A 20,560-nucleotide genomic window follows, 5' to 3' on the forward strand; every position below is an offset into this window, starting at 1 on the left:
TTAAGGAGGCGAGTCTGTGTTAGAAGGATATGATCCTCTAATGGAATATGCTGTCGGAGTGGATATCGGGGGAACGAAAATTAATGCTGGACTGGTTACACCACAGGGGGACGTAGTACATACTGTAAGTCTGAGCACAAAGGCTGGGTTCACGAAGACCGTGGACCGAGCTTTTCAGGCTATTCAAAGGTTAATAGAAGAAGCTACAGCCATGCATGCAGGCGTTCAGATTAAAGGGATTGGTGTAGGAACGGCAGGACAAATCGATTGGGAGGCAGGGAGTATTCGCTCGTCATCAGAGCTTATTCCTGGATATGCTGGGACAGCCTTGAAAGCGTTGCTTCAGACTCAATTCCAGCTTCCAATAATCGTAGATAACGACGTGAATGTACTAGCATTAACAGAGAAATATCTAGGTTCTTGTATAGGTGTGAGCGATTTTATCTGTCTTGCACTTGGTACGGGTGTAGGTGGAGCCATTGTTATAGAGGGTCGTCTTGTCCATGGTTCTTGGGGTGGCGCTGGAGAGTTGGGGCATCTGTCTGTAGATTTCAAAGGACCTGCTTGTGTTTGTGGAGGAAGAGGCTGCTTAGAACATTATGCGTCAGGCACAAGCATTGCTCGTCGAATGCGGGAAAAACTAACTTTAAACAATGAGCCACTTGATAACTTAGAATCACGAGACGTGATCGCGAGATGGAGAGAAGGAGACCGTCTAGCTACAGAAGTAATGGAAGAAACAATTGCTGCGCTTGGTTCAGCTATCGCTTCGTTTATTCATATTTTTAACCCAAAGGTTATTGTTATTGGTGGTGGAGTGGCTGAAGCAGGTGAGCTATTATTCGAAGGAATAAGAAGAGAAGTGGCTACGAGAACGATGCCATCGATGCTGGAAGGCGTCCGCATTGAAGCAGCCTATCGTGGCAATTCCTGTGGAATGATCGGTGCGGCATTACAGATCTGGGAGTACGGAGTCCCATCCCTTTCATCTAGTAATGAAGGCTTTATCTAAATCTCTTGATTAAATAGAATAATTTACCGATAATGTTAAAGGGGATGAGAGTAAAGGTCAAATCTTTCTGGGGTCCCTAATCCGTTTATAAGGAGTGATGATGTTTGAGTACGAACAACACCACAATGAAGTCCGAGAGAGGTCAGTATTCGTAAGGGAAGAACACCTCTCAATGACTACGGGAGGCACTATCGGAAATGATGACTTTAATGAACATGGTGAGGGGAACAGAGAACGATCTACCTGCCAAAGAGATGATCAAGTATTGGAATCATGAGCCCGGAACTTTGAAGCTTGTGAGAGCAAGTAGTAATTTTATTTATACGTTTCAATGGAATAGTAAGCACTATTATTTAAGGTTTACTCACGAAGAGGATAATAGCGCAGAGAATATTCAGGCTGAACTAGATTTTATGATGTACTTATTGGAACAGGGCTATGAGACCGTGGCGCCAGTACGCTCCATGCAAGGGAAGTGGATTGAGACCCTTTTAACTGGAAATGGTAGATATCACGGGGTTGTTTTTGAACAAGCCCAAGGGGAGTACGTTCCCCTTGAAGAGATGTCGAAGCTGCAGTTCCAACATTGGGGTCAAACGCTCGCGAGATTGCATAATTTATCTGAGACTTATGCTCCGAGCACACCCGCGCGTAAAAGCTGGGTCGATTCGCTTCAATTTATTTTATCCGTATTAAGAAGACACCCCGAGGAGCATAAAGCGCTTAAGGAATATGAACGAATTGAGGCGTGGTTAAGTGAGCTCTCTTTTGGCGTAGGACATACGGGGCTGATCCATTTTGATTTTGAGACAGACAATATCTTTTATATGAAAGAGACGTCTCGATATAGTTCGATCGACTTTGATGACTCTATGTATCACTGGTTTGCGATGGATATCACATCAGCGTTAAGAGATCTATCCAAGCAGAATGATGATGAGAGCAAGAAGAACATCGATCTTTTTATTAGTGGATATAGATCTGTAAAGCGGCTGGACGATGAATATATCAAGTTATTGCCAGAATTCCAAAGGTTCTCTGACTTATATGGATTCGCTAGGTTGCTTCGAAGTTTAGAGAATTTGGACGTTTCTATTTGTCCGGAATGGGCACTACAGCTTAAAGCTAAATTAGATGCAATCTGTGATCGTATTCGGGATGGCTTTCATCCACATATTGCGCTGAAGACAATCACTGAGAATAACTGGTATGCCTGTACGCAATTAGAGGTGTCCAATGAGCAAAAAACGGTTTTTCCTGTACCAGTAGTCTATTGGTTAGCAGAATCGGCTTATTGCCGAATGACTCCGTTGGCTTTATACGCAGATGAAGAATTGGTAGGATTCTCAGTATATGCCGTAGATCCTGAGGACGGAAGTTATTGGATTATGGCTTTTATGATTGATCAGAAATATCAGAATAGAGGATTCGGTAGAACCGGAATGGATGCCTTGATTCGAACTATAAAAGCGGAACATCACTGCGACAAAATCGTTATTGGACATCGAATAGAGAACGAACGTGCTTCGAACTTATATACATCCCTTGGATTCGTTGAAGTGAGCAGGGATGAGGTTGAAGTCATACGTGAGTTGATAGTGTAAAAAGAAAAGAGGCCGTTCCAAAAGTAGTTTTTAACTACTCGGGAGCGGCTCTTCTTGTTATCCTGTAAATGACGTTCCAAATGATGATCCAAGTGAAGTTCCAAGTGAAGTTTCAATAGAACAATTAGGGAATTTCTCCCTCTAATTCTGAGATTATTGGTTGCCAGACTTATAATTAGGGAAAACCTCCCCTAAATTCGTCTGATTTGATGAGAATCAAAGGAATTAGCCTGATTTATAGGGAGGAATTCCCTAATTTCATTCATTATTAGCGGATATCGACTTTTTATAGGGAGTTTTTCCCTAATCAGTTTTAAACCATCAAATATTAGCCCACTCCTGCTCTAAAGAGGAATAGACGATCTCGTTGCACCATTGCTGATTACAGAATCTAGTCTCCCTAAGAACCCCATCTTTTAACATTCCTGCTCTAATCATTACTTTCTCAGATTGCATATTCTCGGCGTTGGCATAAGCAACAACCCTATGTGCATTAAGAGAGCTAAAGGCATAACCTATCAGGGACTTCACGGCTTCAGTTGCATATCCCATTTTCCAATAGTCCGGGAGTAGGACCCAACCGATTTCCCATTCTCTGATTTCTTCCCAGTTTAACTTTATGCTGACATTACCGATGGGCTTCATATCCAGCTTTGTACATATTGCAAGATCATAATATTGCCGTGGATCACTTGTTGCTTGAGACAAGATCGAAAGGAAGTCATCTTTAATTTGTTTTGCATCAGGTGCAGTGTTCTCATATTTGTAGGATAGGGGATTTTGTTCTAGTTCTTCATAAAAAGAAGAATCACTGCTTGTATAATCTCTTAAAATTAATCGGTTCGATACTATTTCCATGAATATAGCACTCCTAGTTTAAGTTTTAATTGTTCTTCAGTTGCTACCGCCTAATACGATTACAAAGACTCTGTTATACGTACTCTGTAACTTCTTGTAGATCCATGTAATTTCCTTTATTTTTCATAATATTTACACATTATAAAAATATAAGCTTAACAACCTTCCATTTTTATCTACAAAAATAGTGAAATTGTGATAAAGTAATATTGGTTTATTTACTAGAGGGGGATTTTGGAAATGAAAATGATTAAATGGGGCATCACTGCAGCGCTGGCAGTATCTATGTTTGGTCCAATTCATACAGCGAAGGCAGCAGATACAAGTGTACAAGCAGAGACTACGGCTCAAAACAACGATGATCTAATCTTTAAGATGAACTATACGGAGATGACCGTTGGTGACAAGGTTCCAGTGCAGATTTTTGCAAAAGGTCCAGATGGCTCATCCGAACGTGTTCCACTGTCTCAAGCAGATATGGTTATTGAGAAGCCTTACTTATTGCAAAAGCTGCCTGATGGTTCAATAAAAGCATTAGCCGTTGGCGAAACAAATGTAACCGTACGTTCAGGAGCTAATTCCAAAACGTTAAAGTTATCTATCAGTGCTGATAAGGACATCGAAACAGGTGTATTAATCAATGGCACGATGTATTTGCCTGTACAAACTACCTTTAAGAGTTTAGGTGCAACTATTCAGACGAATACAGCCACTAAGACTTTTAGTATTCGTGTAGGGGATTTGCCTATTCAGCTTCAACTGGGCAGCGATATTGCTATGGTGAATGGGAATAAGGTGAAAATGAGTGGTAAAGTGCAAACCGTGGATGGAGGAGCAGTATTCCCTGCTACCCTCTTAAAAACAGCATTGGGAGCAGTATTGGACTTTGGTGCTCATTATGAGTCTTTGAACATCAATTTCGGTAAAGCGGAGTTATTTGCGTACACAAAAAATACGTTAAAAATAGCCAAAAGAGAATCTCAAGGTGACCTCGCCAAGCTAATCGGAAAGACTTATTGGTTCAACCAGTATGATTCCGACTATAAATTCCAAAAAGCAACGATTGTTGATATTCTTGTGAACGACGATAATGAGTTTTCGATTTCTTTTCAATTGGCATCAGGTAAAATTGTGAATTCTTATGATATGGAATATGATCAGGTCACTCGCGATCTGGCAAACAAAGAGTATTTCTTTACGTCTGATCCTACCAAAATCTATAAATGGTCTAATGCGATTTGGGCCAAAATCAAGGCGGGTACAATTTCGACAGGGATGACGAAGCAGCAAGTAGAATTAAGCTGGGGTACTCCAATTGATAAATCAAGTCTATCCGGCAGTGGAATTACAGTTGAGACTTGGCAATATAGAAATTATAATTACGTAACCTTTACAAATGGTGTTGTCTCTATGATTTATACGAATTAATGTAAGGGAACTATAACTTCATTTTAAATCAAAGGACGCCTTCAGGTTCATCACCGGGCGTCCTTTTCATATATTCGAACGCCTCATCATTGATTTAGTCATAGAGCCTGTCTCTGAAGCATATCTTTTGAAAGAAGCACTTTCAGAATGAAATGTTGACTATTTATTGACCGAAATGAGGGGTTTATTTATGGCAAAGTCAAAACGTGGACATGCACTGTGGAGTTTACCATCCAGGGGTCGGGGTACTTGTCCGGTCTGTCAGAGCACACGGATCAAACTGCTTTATCCAAAAAGAAAAACGGACGGATCAGTCGTTAAGGTTTGTAAGCGTTGTGACAAGGCGCCTCAGACGAAAGTGGATGCAGTGTTGGTGTAAAAGAGTAACACAAGGATGCCTAGTTGCAGCTATATGCATTTTGCATGTAGGTACAACTAGGCATCCTTATTTTGAAATTATTTCAGCGTACGATGAATGACCTGATCACGTCTAGGTCCCACAGAAACAGTAGAAATACGTATTCCAATAGACGTTTCAATAAAGTCTACGTAACTTTTAGCTTGCTCTGGCAGCTCGTCGAAGTTTGTGATATGGGAAATATCGCAGTTCCAGCCAGATAAATACGTTATTATCGGTTTTGCTGTGTTTAACTTATTTGTTGCTGGAAACTTGTCGGTGATTTCCCCATTTTCAAGTTCATAGGCAACGCAAACCGGAATCTCATTTAAATAACCAAGAACATCCAGATTGGTCAGCACAACCTCCGTTGCACCTTGCATCAGGCAACCATAGCGTGTAGCTACTGCATCAAACCAACCCATACGTCTAGGACGACCCGTTGTTGCTCCAAATTCCCCAGCATCGCCACCTCGTGTGCGAAGTTCATCCGCTACAGGGCCTTCTAATTCAGATACAAAAGGTCCGGCACCAACACAACTGGAATATGCCTTCGTTACAGCGATAACATTCGTGATGGCAGCCGCAGGTAGACCCGCGCCGACAGGTGCGTATCCGGCAAGTGTCGATGAAGAGGTAGAGTAAGGATATATACCGTGATCAGGATCGCGCAGAGCGCCTAATTGCCCTTCAAGTAGAATCGTTTCTCCCTTTGCATAAGCTTCTTGTAGTATTTCTGTTGTATTGGCAACATATGGTGCCAATTGCGCAGCTTCCTTTTGCATCTGAGCCATTAATTCCGAGACTTGGATAGGGGCTTTCTTATATAAATGCTCCAGCAATACATTTTTTGAAGCAAGTAATTGTTCGAGACGTTTCTCAAGTCGGGCGGGATCAAACAAATCTGCAACTTGTATCCCGAGCTTCGCATATTTATCCGCGTAGAATGGCGCTATTCCTCGTTTGGTTGAACCGAACCCTTGTGACCCAAGTCGTTCCTCTTCCAGCTCATCAAACAAACGATGGATCGAGAGTACGATTTGAGCACGCTCAGACACGTACAACTTCGGCTGTGGAACCCCTCTATCTGCTAATGCTTGTAATTCCTTTACTAATACTTCTGTATCAAGAGCTGTTCCTGGTCCAATAATGTTTGTAACTGAAGGGTAAAATACACCAGAAGGCAGCATATGAAGCGAAAATTTTCCATACTGGTTAATGATAGTATGCCCAGCATTACTTCCACCTTGAAAACGAACTACATAGGATGATTGAGCGGCTAGTACATCTGTCATTTTTCCTTTGCCTTCATCTCCCCAGTTAGCTCCTACAATTGCGATTACGGTCACGTGATTACCTCCCAAGCTTGTGATTGGCTACAGGTCTAAGTATAATGCTAGATATAACATTAGAAAAATTGATATATGTAATATCTATTATAAGGTGAGGTAATGACTTGGGGATGGACATCAACTTGGAATGGTATCGCTCTTTTTATTGGGTAGCACAAACAGGCAGCTTAACTGCGGCAGCAGAACGGCTGAATATCACACAACCCGCGGTGAGTCACACGATTAAGCAATTGGAAGAAAAGATGGGCGGCCCCTTATTTTTCCGTACCTCTAGAGGGGTGGATCTAACAACAGAAGGAAAAGTACTGCTGCGATTCATTGAGCAAGCCTTTCAGAATGTGGAGATGGGTGAGCGAGCGATTGCAGAAATGAACAATTTAAATAGTGGGGAGATTCATATCGGTGCAAGCGATACCCTATGCAAATATTACTTGTTATCTTATCTCGAGCAATATCATGAACAATATCCTAACGTACGTATTCATATTACGAATCGAACAACACCGGAAACGCTCACGCTTTTAAAAGAAGGCAAAATTGATTTCGGCATCGTAAGCTTACCGGCATCTGACAAGCAGATTGAATTTCGTAAGAGTACACGGCTCCAAGATTGTCTTGTAGGAGGCAAGGGCTTCCGTCATTTAGCAGATAATACGATGCCGCTTGCAAACATCAAGCAGTACCCATTATTATTCCTGGAGCCAGGAGGCAGCACAAGAAAGTACATAGATGGGTTTCTTGCCTCCAATCATGTGACGATAACACCAGAGTTTGAACTAGGCAGTGTAGATCTTCTTGTTCAGTTCGCTTTACGTGGCTTTGGTCTAGCTTTTGTTATTCGTGATTATGTAAGGGAAGAATTAAAAAGTGGGGAGCTTGTAGAAATCCCTTTAGATCCGCCATTTCCAGAGCGTAACATCGGGATAGCGACTCTTCGAGGGGTTCCACTCTCTGCTGCATCAAAGTCCTTTCTAACCTTATTGGACTAAATTAAATCGGGTGCGGGATTATACACATGAGGAGGAGGCTAAGCTATGAGTGATTTGCTTGGTCGGCTACGTAAGGGATACGGGAAAAAGCTGCGTGCACTTCACACCTGGAACGGCTGGATCGTCGTGATATTGGCCTTGACTGGGCTTGTGCTAGTAGGCGGTTTCTGGCGAGGTTTCCTCGGTGAAGGCAGGGTATGGATTAAAGGCTTGCATATTGTGGTAGGAATTGCATCTATCCTTCCAGTGATCTATTATCTTCTGCTGGCCAGTAAACATTGGAAACAGCTAAAGGAAAAACCTTGGCAGCGGTTCAATGTACTTGTTGTGCTCTTCCTGTCGCTTGGGTGGTTCGTTTCTGGTGTATTGTTATGGCAGTTTCGTACGGTAGGACCGCAAGTATCTAATCTTGCATTGGTCGTTCATGATGTCCTGACATGGATTGGACTGCCTTACATTATCTATCACTCATTGACTCGTGTGAAGTGGTTGAAGGAGCCGAATCGTCGGACTATCAAGAGCGGGAGTGAGTTGAGTACCAATTCAACATATCAAGATACCCCGCAGCCAGTCTATACACGTAGAGCGTTCATTCGGGGAACGATTGGTGTAGGGCTTGCCCTTACAATCGGTCCTTCATTTGTAAAATGGCTAGGTAGCTCGATTGGAAACATCGGAGGCAGCGAAACGATCGATAAATTAATTGAAAATGATAGCAATCAGCTGTTGCCAGCACCGCAGCCACTGGCGGCATCGTCACCGCCTCTTGGAGGTGGGTCGCAGGGTCAATTCCGTGTTTATACTGTAACCCCTATTCCTGAGTTCACGAACGATAATTGGTCCTTTAAGCTGGATGGTCTTGTTGATCAGAGCTTTACATGGAATTGGGAGCAATTCGTTCAATTGCAACGTACGGTTCAAGTGAGTGATTTTCACTGCGTAACAGGTTGGTCCGTCTATAAGAATACCTGGGAGGGCATCAAGCTGAAGGATCTTCTACAAATGGCTGGTGTGAAGTCCACTGCAAAGACAGTGAAGTTCTACTCAGGGGATGGGGTATATACAGATACCCTTACGCTGGAGCAGGCGGATATGGACGATGTTATGGTCGCGGTGATGCATGATGGGAAACCGATTCCAAGCGATCTCGGTGGACCGGTTCGGCTAATTGTCCCCAAAATGTTCGCTTACAAGTCAGTGAAGTGGCTGAACCGGATTGAACTGATCGAGGGAGAGCATACAGGATACTGGGAGCAACGAGGCTATTCGAATGACGCTTGGGTATAAATGAGTTTACTTAACCTTAATGGGCTTTGGGCCTGTTAAGGTTTTTTTGTGATTAGGGATGTAATCACAGAAATAATTCCATATATATAGAAGTGAATCAACGTAGGGCAGAGATCATCTGCGGAAAATTAGTTTTTTTGTAAATAAAAGGAGTATGGTGAGTTAGTTTCTGATAAAATAAAGCAAATGATGGAAAAAGTTACCGGATCGGTTAGGGAGGTGTTTATGTTGAACGGTGCGAGATCCGTAAAGCTATTAGGACTTATAGTTGGCGTGGTGTTACTGAATATTATCGTTTTGTCACCAGGGTTATTAGGGGTCGAAATTGGGGGAGTAAGCGTTCTAGAGACTTCCTTTGGCGTGACATTAGTAGTGATCAGTCTTCTTGTTGTCCTTTATGGAAGTTTTAATTTGCTGTTTAAAGCTTCGGTGGTTCCACCTGTAAAAGAGATAAAGACGCATGAGGATTATATAGCAGCGCTCACGCAATACAAAAATGTAAAGGTGCTGAAGAAGGACATTACACTGGCTTTGGATCAGGTCATTCGGATGGAAAAGAAGAAAAACACGTTAATGGTTGTCCTTGGTCAGAGATTTGAGCAGTCGGAGCTAAGCTACAAGAAGTTTGGTGCGGTCAGTTATGAAGTAGAGAAGCTTTTCTATCTGAATATCCGAGGGATACTTAATAAGTTAAGTGTTTTTGACGCTTCGGAATTCTCCCTTTTTGCCAGTCAGCAGAGACCTGCGCAGTTCTCGGATAAATTGGTGCAGAAAAAAACAGCGCTATACAATGAATATTTGGCTTATGTAACAGGTTATCTCGGTGCAAACGAAGAGATTTTGCTGAAGTTAGATCAATTACTTCTCGAAATATCGCTATTAGACAGTACGAATTATAAAGATGTTGAAGATATGCCTTGTATGAAGGAGATCGATGAATTGATCAAACAGACGAAATTCTATAAGCAATGAAAGGAAGATGCGAATGGCTAGGAAAGGGAGAACATTTTTAGTCCTCGGAATTATAACAGTGGTAGTTTTTGCTCTTGTGTATTTTGGGATCACCTTAACATCTAATTTAGGTAAAACCACTACTGAGGTTTCGTCAGAAGATGCAGGAAAGCGGCTGGAAAAACTTTATAAAAAAATTAACGTAAATATCGCGGAGCAAGTTAAAGGACAAATCGACCTTGATCCTGTAGCGATTGGTGATTCCTTACCGGATATTTCTAAATTCCCTATATCAGTAACCAATACAACGGATAGCTTTGTCGAAATCTTTTCATCCACAGAGAAATCAGGAACGGGTAATGATGGATGGCTTAATGAAGTGGCGACAGACTTTAATAGTTCCAATATAGAAGTGAACGGATTACCTGTTTCAGTGAAAATTCGCAATATTGCTTCAGGAACAGCGACGGATTACATAAGGTCTGGTAAATATATACCAGATGCGTTTACACCATCCAATGAGTTATGGGGTGAGATGGTAAAAGCGAACGGAATGAATACGCAGCTTATAACCAATCGTCTTATTGGTAATGTAGCCGGTATTGTCACGAATAAAACGAAATATGATGAATTAGTAGAAAAGTATGGTTCTTTAAACGTTAAGACAATTACTGATGCGATAGCGAATAATGAATTATCTATGGGTTACACAGATCCTTTTGCCAGCTCAACAGGTTTGAACTTTCTTGTGACTGCACTTGGGACGTTTGACAGCTCTGATTTGCTTGGAGAGCAAGCGGTTCAGGGCTTTGAGAAATTCCAAGCGAATGTACCTTTTATCGCATCGACTACTTTACAAATGCGTGATGCGGCTAAAACGGGGAAGCTGGATGCTTTTGTATTAGAGTATCAAATTTACGCAAATGCCCCCGAACTAAAGGGTAGTTATGTATTTACTCCTTTTGGTGTAAGGCATGACAGCCCCCTTTACGCATTAGGTGATCTTCCACAAGAGAAGCTGGACATTATTAAGAAATTCGCGGAGTTTGTTGAACAGGATAAGTATCAGCGTTTGGGTGAGGAAAAAGGTTTTAATGGACTGAATGACTATCATTCGGAGGTTAATCCAGTGGATGGCAGTCTTTTATCCTCGGCTCAAAAGCTGTGGAAGGAGAAGAAAAACGGCAATAAACCCATTGCGGCAGTATTTGTAGCTGATGTCTCAGGTAGCATGAACGGGGAGCCATTAAATCGTTTAAAGCAATCATTATTAACAGGACAGAAGTACTTGGGCAAAGATAATAGTATTGGTTTTGTTTCCTACTCTGATAACGTTACGATAAATCTTCCAATCGGCAAATATGACACGAATCAGCAGTCGATGTTTGTTGGGGCGATAGATAGTCTTCAGGCGAATGGGGGGACAGCGACTTTTGATGGAATTGTGGTGGCACTCAAAATGCTTCAAGACGAAATGAAGATAAACCCGGAAATCAAACCTTTAATCTTTGTATTAAGTGATGGAGAAACGAATGAAGGTCATTCACTGAACGATATCAGGGGCTTAATTGAAACCTATAAAATTCCGATTTACACCATTGGCTACAACGCAAATATTAAAGCACTGGAGAGCATTTCAAGTATTAATGAAGCGGCTAACATCAACGCGGATACAGACGACGTAGTCTATAAAATCGGAAACCTGCTTAATGTTCAAATGTAAGTTACAACTTTTAGGAGGGGTTCTATGTCTTTTACGATGGAAGTGGTAAGTCCGGAGAAATTGAAATCAGCGATTGAAGAACAGGTTAAACCTGAGCCACAGGAAGTAACGCAACTGAAGGAAATGGCGATAACCAATGTCTCGACGATTTTGGAGCTGGATTTAGAATCTTTGGATAAACGAAAAGAAGTGCTGCAATCCATAGACAGCTTCGGGATGAGCACCATGAGATCGTCTTCAGACAAGAACTCTCTTTTGCAAGTTTCTGTAGGGAATTTATCAAAAACAGGGGATGAAGGCGGGCAAGTAGCTAAAGGATTAACGGAACTAAACCTCCAGTTGAAAGATTTAGACCCAAGCGCAGTGGATTTTGCCAAAAGTGGTCTTCTAGGGAAGTTCTTTAACCCATTGCGGAGTTATTTTGCGAAGTATCAAAAAGCAGATGCTGTAATCTCAGATATTATCATTTCTTTAGATAAAGGCAAAACCGTATTGAAAAATGATAACACTACATTAGAGTTTGAGCAGCAATCGCTTAGAGAACTCACTAAAAAACTGCAGAAAGAAATTCAGCTGGGAATGCTGATGGATCAGGAGATTGAGGCTCAGCTAGATGCAGCCAAGTTACGTAATGAGTCTGAAGAAAGAGTAAAGTTCATAACGGAGGAGGTGTTGTTTCCTCTGCGGCAGCGTGTGATGGATCTGCAACAGATGCTGGTAGTAAATCAGCAGGGAATTATGGCGATTGAAGTGGTTATACGAAATAATAAAGAGCTAATTAGAGGGGTGGACAGAGCTAGAAATGTTACGGTTTCTGCCCTGAAAATCTCCGTTACGGTGGCCAGTGCACTTTATAATCAACGAATTGTTTTGAAAAAGATTGAACTCCTAAATCAAACAACCAACACGCTAATAAGCGGCACCTCAAAAATGTTGAAAGATCAGGGGGCGGCGATCCATAAGCAATCCCTAGAATCTAGCATTTCAGTAGATACTTTAAAACAGGCATTTACAGATGTGCTATCCGCTTTAGATTCGATAAGTACGTATAAGCAGGAAGCTCTTCCTAAAATGCGTGAAACCATTAACCAGTTCAGAGAGCTGGCAGATAGCGGAGAACAGCAGATCGTGCGGCTCGAGAAGGGGAATAAGCTGGGCTTGTAGCTATTTCCAGTCTAAACCCATCCTAGCCTTTAGTCTGGTAAGACTCCGGTCCTAAGACTGTTTTGAGCCTTCTCTTTCTCACGTATAATGAGATTAATTGATAACGTGAGAGGAAGGACATAAGAAATGAACGATAAGTTGTATACAATGCCGATCGGAGCGGTAGATTCCATGCAGATTCCCGTAGAATCGAAATCACAATCTAAACCAGGCAAACGTCGATCAAGTCCCAAGACCTATCGGAGTATGTTGTATTTTATAATCTCTTTGCCGATTACGATTGTATATTTCGTGTTTATGGTGACAGGATTAGCATTATCGATTGCTTTAACACCAATTTTCATCGGTATACCCTTGTTTTTCGCAGTAGCTAAAGGGTTAGATTACATTGTGAAATTTGAGCAAGAGCTAGTAAGATCACTACTGGATATTCCTAGACCGAGTGAAGAGCGCAGAACGGATATGAAGCAAGAGGGAGCGGGCTTCCTGCAACGCATGAAGTTAGGTTTTGATGGTGCAAAGTTTGCACGTAACATCATGCTGATTATGGGACGATTCGTATCCAGCATTATCTTCTTCTCACTAACGATAACTGTGGTAGCGGCAGCGCTAGGTCTGATCACACTACCTGTGCTACATCAGATTTTCTTGCAAACGATGGATTTGAATATTTTGGAGAATAGTGTGTTTGCCTTATTTAATATCGACTGGACATTATCTCAGCAATACATTTCCTATGTTGTAGCGGGACTCGTCGTTTCTGTGATCGCTACTTGGGTGATTAAATCGTTGATGGATGTACAGCGTAGAATGTTGTTTGTATCCTACGAGGAAGAACGTCAGTATTAATTGGAAAGAAGCGTAGCTCTTAAAGAGCTACGCTTCTTATACTTTTATCGCTATCTTAATGAATTAGTCCATAGCTCAATAAGTTGTTAAGCTTCTAAACAGTAGGCTTGTAGCTGCTTGCGCTTATCAGCAGTCATGCCGAATTCCTGTTCGAGGAAAATCTCTACACTTTTATAACGCGCGTCAATGGCAGAGAAAATGGCTTCCATGAATTCTCTGCGTAATATAAGCGCAGCCATAACAGTATCGACTTCCTTCGGTGACAGATGCTGTGAGGCTTGCTTTTTTATTTGCTCATTCAAAGGACCCAGTGTCTGATTGGAGAGCAAATAGTCTTCTATAATCGTCTCTCTTGGAACCCCAAGTGCTAGGAAGATGAATGCTGATCCTACGCCAGTGCGGTCTCTTCCGCCGGCACAATGATGCAGGATACTGAATTCATCTGGAAGCATAATGGTTGCCATAAGTCGCTTAAAGGAAGGGTTATTAAAGGCCATATCCAAATACATATTAACCAAGAAGTCTGTCGTAAAATGTTCAAGGAATCCAGAACGAACCACATCTCTCATGTCTCCAGGCACCTCTTGCTTTAGCGCAGGTACACAAATGTTATTAACTCCTGGAATGACTGGATCTGGTTTTAAACGAATTTCTTCTATTCCCCGATAATCAAATATGGTCTTAATTCCAAGTGATTTAAAGAGCTTTATATCTTGATCGGTCATTCCTGTTAATTCGGCTGATCGAAAAAACAAACCGTATTTGACTCTACGGCCATCTGAGGTGGTGTATCCGCCCATATCTCGGAAATTGAGGACGCCTTTAAAGGGGAGAACACGACGCTTAGAATCTGTTGTTTCTAGTTTCTGGTTCATTTTCGTACCACCTTTGGTTGGTTATTGAATAGGCTATTCTAAAATGTAGAAAGGGTGTCGCGTAACAATAAAAGTTTGCCCTTAATACTATATATAGTACCATGATAAATGCCAACAACCCGAAAGGATAGTGTGACATTTTCCAAACTAATATCTCTGTTAATTGTCGCGTTATTACGCTGTATACGGAAAAATTCTAGTAGGAGTGTGTAAAATGAATTTAAAAGAAAAGTTGATAGTAATAAAAGAAAATGGCTACCAAGCACCTCCCGATACATTCCAGTTGATACAAGAAATGATACATAACATCGGTTCTGTGGATGCCGAGCTGCGTGATGACCTGATTTATACAATCTTATCACACTGGATTCCTGGTAATTCTCTAACTGCAAATGAACTAGAACAACTTCTTCCAGTTATTTTGGATCATAACCATTTGCATTTTAAGCTTGGTGAAACAAATACAGATGCTGTCTTTACTCGATCTTTCTCAATGCTACTCATACCACTCGTCTTAGAGAGACATAGAGAATCACCATTTCTCTCAAGAGAGCAAATTCATCAGATAAAAGAGAAAGTATCTTATAATGTACAAGAAGAGCGAGATTACCGCGGGTATGATGAAGAAAAGGGCTGGGCTCATGCCATAGCCCATGCAGCAGATGCTTTAGACGATTTAGCTCAATGTTCCGAACTGGATAACAATGACCTCATAACGATTCTCCATTTGGTTTATGAAAAGATGATCATAACAGATCGAATTTACTCCGATGGGGAAGATGAGAGAATGGTAAGACCCATAATTAGTGTTTTAAATAGAAAAATACTTAGTCAGACTTATGTAGAGCAATGGATTCAAAGTTTTGGTGATGTGGAGAAAAATTCAGAGTTTCTTCCTGCCTTTAGGCAAAAAAATAATATAAAGAACTTTCTGAAAAGTTTATACTTTCGAGTTAAGTTTTATAAAGTAGATGCCAATCTCTGCCCAACTATCGAGCATACATTATATAAAGTAGAAAAAGTATACTATTCCTAATTAAGAAAAAAGTTAGGTACGGATTCAGGCGCTTACATAGGATTAAGTTTATTAAAAAAAGCCCAAAAGATATATGGGCTTTTTTTGTTTCTTATCGCAAAATATAACCCCCATCAGGAAATAGGGTGCTTCCCGTAGTATAGTTATTAGTCATCAAATAAATGGTTGTATGTGCCGCTTCGTCGGCATGTCCTACTCTGCCAAGGATATTCATATTCGTATATTCATCGTAAGACTTGTCTCTAGTCTCTTGTTCTGCTCCTACCCAATTAAAGTTGGTATGAATGGTGCCTGGGGAGATGACATTTACTCGAATCGGAGCCAATTCAACAGCCAATGCTTTTCCTAGACTCTCAATCGCGCCGTTACAAGCTGCATAGGAGGCACCGTCTGCAAGGGGTCGTTGGCCGAATGCGCCAGACATCAGAACAATAGAGCCAGTTGGACTTATATATGGGATCGCGTATTTCACAGCATTATATTGAGGCCAGAACTTTGCATTAAAGCAGCTATGCGCAATCTCTAAGCTTGAAGTAATCGGTCCTCTAACATAAGAGGCGCCGGGAGTGAACAAATGATCGAAGTTGCCGATTTTTTCAAAAAAAGACTTTAAGTCTTCTTCATTTTGATTATCAAGCGAATGAGTTTCGGTAGATTCGGACCCTAGAATTTGTTGAGCTTTTTCTAATTTATCTTGTGAACGCCCAGCGATTATGACATATGCGCCTTGTTCAACCGCTTGTTTGGCAGTCGCGAGCCCTATTCCGGAGCTTCCTCCGATAATGACGATTCGCTGGTTTTTTAATGAAATACTGGACATTTTTATCTACTCCGTTCATAGTTAAATGGACTTTTAAGTTCTGTTTTTTATTATTAGGTATAAAAGAAATTCTGCACAGTACGCACTTTTTTCGTACTAGGTACGATTGTTCGTACTAGCTGTGAAATAGAATAACTATCGAAAGAGATGATCACATGGATTTACTTGAGCCGAGATTGGCCGGAGTGCTTACAACGCTTGATAAGATCGGTGGAAAGTGGAAGCCGCTCATTTTATTTATTTTACTGATAGATGGTACCAAACGATTTGGCGAACTTCGACGGATCATTCCAGATGTCTCTCAAGGGACATTAACGAAGCAACTACGGGAGCTTGAAGAGGATCAACTTATCGATCGTGTGATTTTTCATGAGCTTCCATTGAGGGTGGAATATAGTATTTCCGAACATGGCAAATCATTAATTACTGTTTTGGATAGCATGTGTGGCTGGGGAAGGATGCATCAGGAGTATTTAAATAATACAAATAAGTAGGGGGCGGACATTATTATAAATACTATTTTGCAGGACCCAACGGGCCAGGCCTATAAGACGCTGATACAGGTAGCTATGGAAGTGTGTGATGAATTTATTTTGGTCAAACGTGATGAGATGGAGTTAGAGCCAGAAGGATATGAACTATTGGAACGGTTACAGCCTTTTCTTAAAGAGATCGTCAAAGATGATTATTGGCCGGGAACTCGGCTTATGGGGCATTATGCAGATGTTTATTTTTTTAGATGTTCACCGGATGCGGTCGATATCCTACTATCCTATTCTACGAGCTTGTACTCATGGATGCAGACTAGGGTGCCCGATGATCTTTGTTTTTTAAGACAGGGGCAACCGTGGTTAATCAATACAGCTCATGAGCGAGAAAGCCAAATTGTAACGGATGTAGAAGAGGAGCTTAACAGACTAGAAGAGAACGGACTATTGTTCCGTGACTTATCTGTGTTTTATCCCTTATAAAGATAACAATGAGGCGATGTTTGCAAAGACATAGTCTCTTTTTTTGTGCTGGAAATTTTTTGTAGACAAAACGGTCTACAAGTTGTAAACTCTAATCCAAATGAAAGGTCTAGGAATTGTAGACCAACGGGAGGCGCAAGGTTGAAGGATCTCAGACTGACCGAAATGGAAGGGAGATTTGCGGAATTAATATGGGATCATGAACCGATTCCGTCAGGGAATCTGGTGAAGTTATGTGAATCCGAGCTCAACTGGAAGAAATCTACGACGTATACGATGTTGAAAAGACTTGAGGCTAAAGAGATTTTTGAAAATGATAATGGGGTGGTAGGTTCTCTTATCAAAAAGGATGACTTTTATGCGGAGCAGAGCAAGGCGTTTGTGAAGGAAACCTTCGGCGGTTCGTTACCCAAATTTTTGGCTGCTTTCACAAAGAGCCGGAAATTAAGCGACAGCGAAATTGATGATGTTCTAAGACTAATCCATGAGCATAAGGAGGAGTAACGGTGGATCAGCTGTTTGGACAACTTTTAAACATGAGCATTACGGGAAGTTATGTGATTGTGTTTATCATCGTGGCACGGCTGTTCTTAAGAAAAGTTCCCAAAATATTCTCCTATGCCTTATGGTCTGTGGTTTTGATCCGACTCCTGTGTCCGTTCTCGATTGAGAGTATATTTAGTTTTATCCCATCTGAAGTACAGAACTCACCTCTAAATAAGCTATACACACAAACGCCTCAAATCCAAAATGTAATCAACACATCCGAGCAAGCTGTAAATAATATATCACCCGTACTTATTCCCTCTACACCTGCTGCACCAAGTGGTATAATCCCTTCAAATCCTTCAGACGCGTGGATTAACATAGGCCAATATATATGGTTGATCGGGATTGGGCTGCTGCTCATCTACAGCATTGCTGCCACTGTTCGACTTTCACGAAACTTAAGAGCCGCAACCCCTCTTTTCGAAAATGTATATGAACATAACGGCATCTCCACACCTTTTGTATTCGGCTTCCTTAAGCCTAGAATATACCTTCCAAACTGTCTGTCCGATCATGAAAAAGCTTATATCATCAAACACGAGCAAGTGCACATACACAGATGCGACCACATCATAAAACCTCTCGCGTTCGCTGTTCTGTGTATACATTGGTTTAATCCAGTGGTTTGGCTTGCTTTTTATCTGATGAGTGATGATATGGAGCAGTCCTGTGACGAAAGCGTCATAAGACAGATGGGCAGTGGAATCAAAAAGGAATATTCGACCTCACTCTTGTCCTTATCTACTGGAAGACGATTTATGGGCGGTTCACCGCTTGCCTTTGGAGAAAGCAACACGAGAGGGCGGATAAAAAATATTCTGAATTACAAAAAACCAGCCTTCTGGGTTGTTTTAGTCGTAATCATTGTTGTGGCAGCGCTGTGTGTCGGACTCATTAGTAATCCGAAAAATGATCCATTAACCGTAAAGGATTATGCCGAGCAATTTATGGAGCAGAACATGACGAGCTATGAGAATAGTACAAATGTTAAGATGGTTGACAGTAAAATTACTAAGCTTGAAAAAATAGCGTCATTCGACGATCTGTTTGCAACACCTTTGGAAATTTGGAGTTTAGAATATCGCTTGAAACCGGATGATCTAGCTAAGCTGACGATGACGGAAAATGTGGTTGATGGATTTATCACCGAAGAAGGAAGCATGGGAAAACCGATACTTATTTTTTCCATTATGAATTCAACACCACAATATTTGGGCGTAATCAGGAGTGGAGAGAATGACATATCCACACCAGCCGGTCAGGAAATTGCAGTGCGTGTGTTTCTTGAAGCAAACCATCACCTTCCGCATGAAACTTATAGTGGGAAGCATATTCTAGTGAAATTCCCCTTAACGACAGGCGAAACAAGCCAACTGTTGTTATCCCAACCTGTTATTCAAGGAGATTCAGGAATTTGGAGCGTAGAACGTTGGAAGGATTCGAATGGAAATGAATATTACAATACACCTCAAACTGATGTTACGATAGCTGAATATTATGCCCGTCTGCAGACATTAGCGGATCAGGGGGAGGAGCCGGCACTACTTGATCCTTTGCAGGTCGCCATGAATTATATAAGCAATGATATTGGAATGGGTCAGCATGTCAAGCTGGATCAGCTTGTGGTGGACAATGAGGCTACAGCTGATGATTTTGCGATCACACCCGAGAGTATATTAATGGGCTATGTTTTTAATCTTAGCCTGGAGAATCATTCCTTTGATTTTGATAACATTGAATGGCTAACAATGGAGGATTCCGCTCGCTTTAAAGGGTTGAATATTAATCCAGATGAGGATATGCCCAATGGATTTTATATCCTCAACAAATATACGTATACCGATCCATTAGAGGTTACAGAGGATACGAGATATTCTATAGTTGATGCTAATGCGGGTGCTCTAAAAGAAGTAAGCAAGCAGGAGTTTATTGAATATTTCAAGCGATATACTGATTTTGTGCCCCCGTGTGTGATTACTAAAAAAGACGGATATGTCACCAGCATTGCTGAGAAATATATGCCGTAATTTATACGCTGATGAAAAAGTTGAATTTATATTTAAGCGCAGAAGAACCCGGCATTTGGTGCGGGTTCTTCTGCATGTTCTTCAGCATGTGTATCGGCGCTGGCTCGTTTAGGTTACCGTCGGCACATTGTATTCGGTTTTTCGCATACATTTGGCTTATTACGTTACCTTCGGCACATTATATTCGGTTTTCCACATACATTTGGCTCGTTTACGTTACCGTCGGCACATTGTATTCGGTTTTTCACATACATTTGTCTTATTACGTTAGCGTCGGCACAATGTATTCGGTTTTTCACATACATTTGTCTTATTACGTTAGCGTCGGCACAATGTATTCGGTTTTTCACATACATTTGTCTTATTTACGTTACCGTCGGCACATTGTATTCGGTTTTTCGCATACATTTGTCTTATTTACGTTACCTTCGGCACATTGTATTCGGTTTTTCGCATACATTTGGCTTATTTACGTTACCTTCGGCACAATGTATTCGTTTTTTCGCATACATTTGTCCGTAAGCTCGACTAAAACATGTATTTTAAGGATTTATGGTCCGCTCGGTCCGTCATCCTAAAGAGGCGTGTGCTTAATTAAAAACAGGGCTCCCCATGGCCAACAGTTGAATATAGGCCCATCCCTTGAGTTCATTTCACATTTCTCCGCA

19 protein-coding genes are annotated in these 20,560 nt (G+C 41.4%); 15 read left to right on the plus strand and 4 right to left on the minus strand.

What is annotated here, in order from left to right; genetic code table 11:
• Positions 1-16: 16 nt before the first annotated feature.
• Both NSS87_RS13005 and NSS87_RS13010 read left to right on the plus strand, forming a co-directional pair.
• A complete protein-coding gene (locus NSS87_RS13005; RefSeq protein WP_339247600.1) occupies positions 17-1,012 on the plus strand; it encodes an ROK family protein in 996 nt (331 codons plus the stop codon).
• Between the two features lie 197 nt (positions 1,013-1,209).
• A complete protein-coding gene (locus tag NSS87_RS13010) occupies positions 1,210-2,616 on the plus strand; it encodes a GNAT family N-acetyltransferase (RefSeq protein ID WP_339247603.1) in 1,407 nt (468 codons plus the stop codon).
• Positions 2,617-2,937: 321 nt separating this feature from the next.
• Here NSS87_RS13010 and NSS87_RS13015 read toward each other — a convergent pair whose 3' ends face one another.
• Positions 2,938-3,474: a GNAT family protein gene (locus NSS87_RS13015; RefSeq protein WP_052404262.1), complete on the minus strand. Its 537-nt coding sequence runs from the start codon at positions 3,472-3,474 to the stop codon at positions 2,938-2,940.
• A gap of 240 nt (positions 3,475-3,714) precedes the next feature.
• Between NSS87_RS13015 and NSS87_RS13020 the strand changes: the two genes are divergently transcribed.
• Entirely contained in the window at positions 3,715-4,902 is a 1,188-nt protein-coding gene (locus NSS87_RS13020) for a stalk domain-containing protein (protein WP_339247608.1), read from the plus strand.
• Positions 4,903-5,092: 190 nt separating this feature from the next.
• The gene (locus NSS87_RS13025) at positions 5,093-5,281 is read left to right on the plus strand and encodes a hypothetical protein (protein ID WP_076121390.1); all 189 of its coding nucleotides are present in this window, start codon (positions 5,093-5,095) and stop codon (positions 5,279-5,281) included.
• A gap of 77 nt (positions 5,282-5,358) precedes the next feature.
• Here NSS87_RS13025 and NSS87_RS13030 read toward each other — a convergent pair whose 3' ends face one another.
• Positions 5,359-6,648 (minus strand): adenylosuccinate synthase, encoded by a 1,290-nt coding sequence (locus NSS87_RS13030; protein ID WP_339247611.1) that lies wholly within the window; start codon positions 6,646-6,648, stop codon positions 5,359-5,361.
• Positions 6,649-6,761: 113 nt separating this feature from the next.
• Here NSS87_RS13030 and NSS87_RS13035 point away from each other — a divergent pair, with 113 nt between their 5' ends.
• From NSS87_RS13035 to NSS87_RS13060, 6 genes are all read left to right on the plus strand, one after another.
• On the plus strand, positions 6,762-7,640 hold the full coding sequence (locus tag NSS87_RS13035) for a LysR family transcriptional regulator (RefSeq protein WP_042193785.1): 879 nt from the start codon (positions 6,762-6,764) through the stop codon (positions 7,638-7,640).
• A gap of 45 nt (positions 7,641-7,685) precedes the next feature.
• Positions 7,686-8,927 carry a molybdopterin-dependent oxidoreductase gene (locus tag NSS87_RS13040; protein WP_339247612.1) on the plus strand — a complete coding sequence of 414 codons (1,242 nt, stop codon included), beginning with the start codon at positions 7,686-7,688 and terminating at the stop codon, positions 8,925-8,927.
• A gap of 225 nt (positions 8,928-9,152) precedes the next feature.
• Positions 9,153-9,899 carry a hypothetical protein gene (locus tag NSS87_RS13045; RefSeq protein ID WP_339247613.1) on the plus strand — a complete coding sequence of 249 codons (747 nt, stop codon included), beginning with the start codon at positions 9,153-9,155 and terminating at the stop codon, positions 9,897-9,899.
• A gap of 13 nt (positions 9,900-9,912) precedes the next feature.
• Positions 9,913-11,601, plus strand: coding sequence for a VWA domain-containing protein (locus NSS87_RS13050; RefSeq protein WP_076282826.1), 1,689 nt, complete (start codon positions 9,913-9,915; stop codon positions 11,599-11,601).
• A 24-nt stretch (positions 11,602-11,625) separates the two neighbouring features.
• Positions 11,626-12,765, plus strand: coding sequence for a toxic anion resistance protein (locus tag NSS87_RS13055; protein ID WP_076282825.1), 1,140 nt, complete (start codon positions 11,626-11,628; stop codon positions 12,763-12,765).
• A gap of 126 nt (positions 12,766-12,891) precedes the next feature.
• Entirely contained in the window at positions 12,892-13,614 is a 723-nt protein-coding gene (locus tag NSS87_RS13060; protein ID WP_052404263.1) for a sensor domain-containing protein, read from the plus strand.
• Between the two features lie 86 nt (positions 13,615-13,700).
• On the opposite strand, the gene NSS87_RS13065 is transcribed toward NSS87_RS13060, so the two are convergent.
• On the minus strand, positions 13,701-14,489 hold the full coding sequence (locus tag NSS87_RS13065) for a tyrosine-protein phosphatase (protein WP_339247620.1): 789 nt from the start codon (positions 14,487-14,489) through the stop codon (positions 13,701-13,703).
• Between the two features lie 214 nt (positions 14,490-14,703).
• On the opposite strand from NSS87_RS13065, the gene NSS87_RS13070 reads away from it, so the two are divergent.
• On the plus strand, positions 14,704-15,525 hold the full coding sequence (locus NSS87_RS13070; protein ID WP_339247623.1) for a DUF2785 domain-containing protein: 822 nt from the start codon (positions 14,704-14,706) through the stop codon (positions 15,523-15,525).
• A gap of 91 nt (positions 15,526-15,616) precedes the next feature.
• On the opposite strand, the gene NSS87_RS13075 is transcribed toward NSS87_RS13070, so the two are convergent.
• Complete coding sequence (locus NSS87_RS13075) at positions 15,617-16,345, minus strand: SDR family oxidoreductase (RefSeq protein ID WP_339247625.1); 729 nt, start codon at positions 16,343-16,345, stop codon at positions 15,617-15,619.
• A 155-nt stretch (positions 16,346-16,500) separates the two neighbouring features.
• On the opposite strand from NSS87_RS13075, the gene NSS87_RS13080 reads away from it, so the two are divergent.
• The 4 genes from NSS87_RS13080 to NSS87_RS13095 all read left to right on the plus strand — a co-directional run bounded on the left by NSS87_RS13080 (position 16,501) and on the right by NSS87_RS13095 (position 19,892).
• The gene (locus NSS87_RS13080; protein ID WP_042187604.1) at positions 16,501-16,839 is read left to right on the plus strand and encodes a winged helix-turn-helix transcriptional regulator; all 339 of its coding nucleotides are present in this window, start codon (positions 16,501-16,503) and stop codon (positions 16,837-16,839) included.
• Between the two features lie 81 nt (positions 16,840-16,920).
• Entirely contained in the window at positions 16,921-17,316 is a 396-nt protein-coding gene (locus NSS87_RS13085) for a hypothetical protein (RefSeq protein ID WP_339247628.1), read from the plus strand.
• Between the two features lie 141 nt (positions 17,317-17,457).
• A complete protein-coding gene (locus tag NSS87_RS13090; RefSeq protein WP_339247629.1) occupies positions 17,458-17,820 on the plus strand; it encodes a BlaI/MecI/CopY family transcriptional regulator in 363 nt (120 codons plus the stop codon).
• Between the two features lie 2 nt (positions 17,821-17,822).
• Positions 17,823-19,892, plus strand: a complete 2,070-nt coding sequence (locus NSS87_RS13095; protein WP_339247631.1) for a M56 family metallopeptidase — start codon at positions 17,823-17,825, stop codon at positions 19,890-19,892.
• The last annotated feature ends 668 nt before the right edge of the window (positions 19,893-20,560 follow it).

Source organism: Paenibacillus sp. FSL F4-0243, assembly GCF_037963295.1.
Classification (GTDB): Bacteria; Bacillota; Bacilli; order Paenibacillales; family Paenibacillaceae; genus Paenibacillus_AQ.

Coding starts and splice junctions, on each gene's coding strand:
- NSS87_RS13010 (WP_339247603.1), top strand. CDS start 1,210: ATGATGACTTTAATGAACATGGTGAGGGGAACAGAGAACGATCTACCT.
- NSS87_RS13015 (WP_052404262.1), bottom strand. CDS start 3,474: ATGGAAATAGTATCGAACCGATTAATTTTAAGAGATTATACAAGCAGT.
- NSS87_RS13020 (WP_339247608.1), top strand. CDS start 3,715: ATGAAAATGATTAAATGGGGCATCACTGCAGCGCTGGCAGTATCTATG.
- NSS87_RS13025 (WP_076121390.1), top strand. CDS start 5,093: ATGGCAAAGTCAAAACGTGGACATGCACTGTGGAGTTTACCATCCAGG.
- NSS87_RS13035 (WP_042193785.1), top strand. CDS start 6,762: ATGGACATCAACTTGGAATGGTATCGCTCTTTTTATTGGGTAGCACAA.
- NSS87_RS13040 (WP_339247612.1), top strand. CDS start 7,686: ATGAGTGATTTGCTTGGTCGGCTACGTAAGGGATACGGGAAAAAGCTG.
- NSS87_RS13045 (WP_339247613.1), top strand. CDS start 9,153: ATGTTGAACGGTGCGAGATCCGTAAAGCTATTAGGACTTATAGTTGGC.
- NSS87_RS13050 (WP_076282826.1), top strand. CDS start 9,913: ATGGCTAGGAAAGGGAGAACATTTTTAGTCCTCGGAATTATAACAGTG.
- NSS87_RS13055 (WP_076282825.1), top strand. CDS start 11,626: ATGTCTTTTACGATGGAAGTGGTAAGTCCGGAGAAATTGAAATCAGCG.
- NSS87_RS13060 (WP_052404263.1), top strand. CDS start 12,892: ATGAACGATAAGTTGTATACAATGCCGATCGGAGCGGTAGATTCCATG.
- NSS87_RS13065 (WP_339247620.1), bottom strand. CDS start 14,489: ATGAACCAGAAACTAGAAACAACAGATTCTAAGCGTCGTGTTCTCCCC.
- NSS87_RS13070 (WP_339247623.1), top strand. CDS start 14,704: ATGAATTTAAAAGAAAAGTTGATAGTAATAAAAGAAAATGGCTACCAA.
- NSS87_RS13075 (WP_339247625.1), bottom strand. CDS start 16,345: ATGTCCAGTATTTCATTAAAAAACCAGCGAATCGTCATTATCGGAGGA.
- NSS87_RS13080 (WP_042187604.1), top strand. CDS start 16,501: ATGGATTTACTTGAGCCGAGATTGGCCGGAGTGCTTACAACGCTTGAT.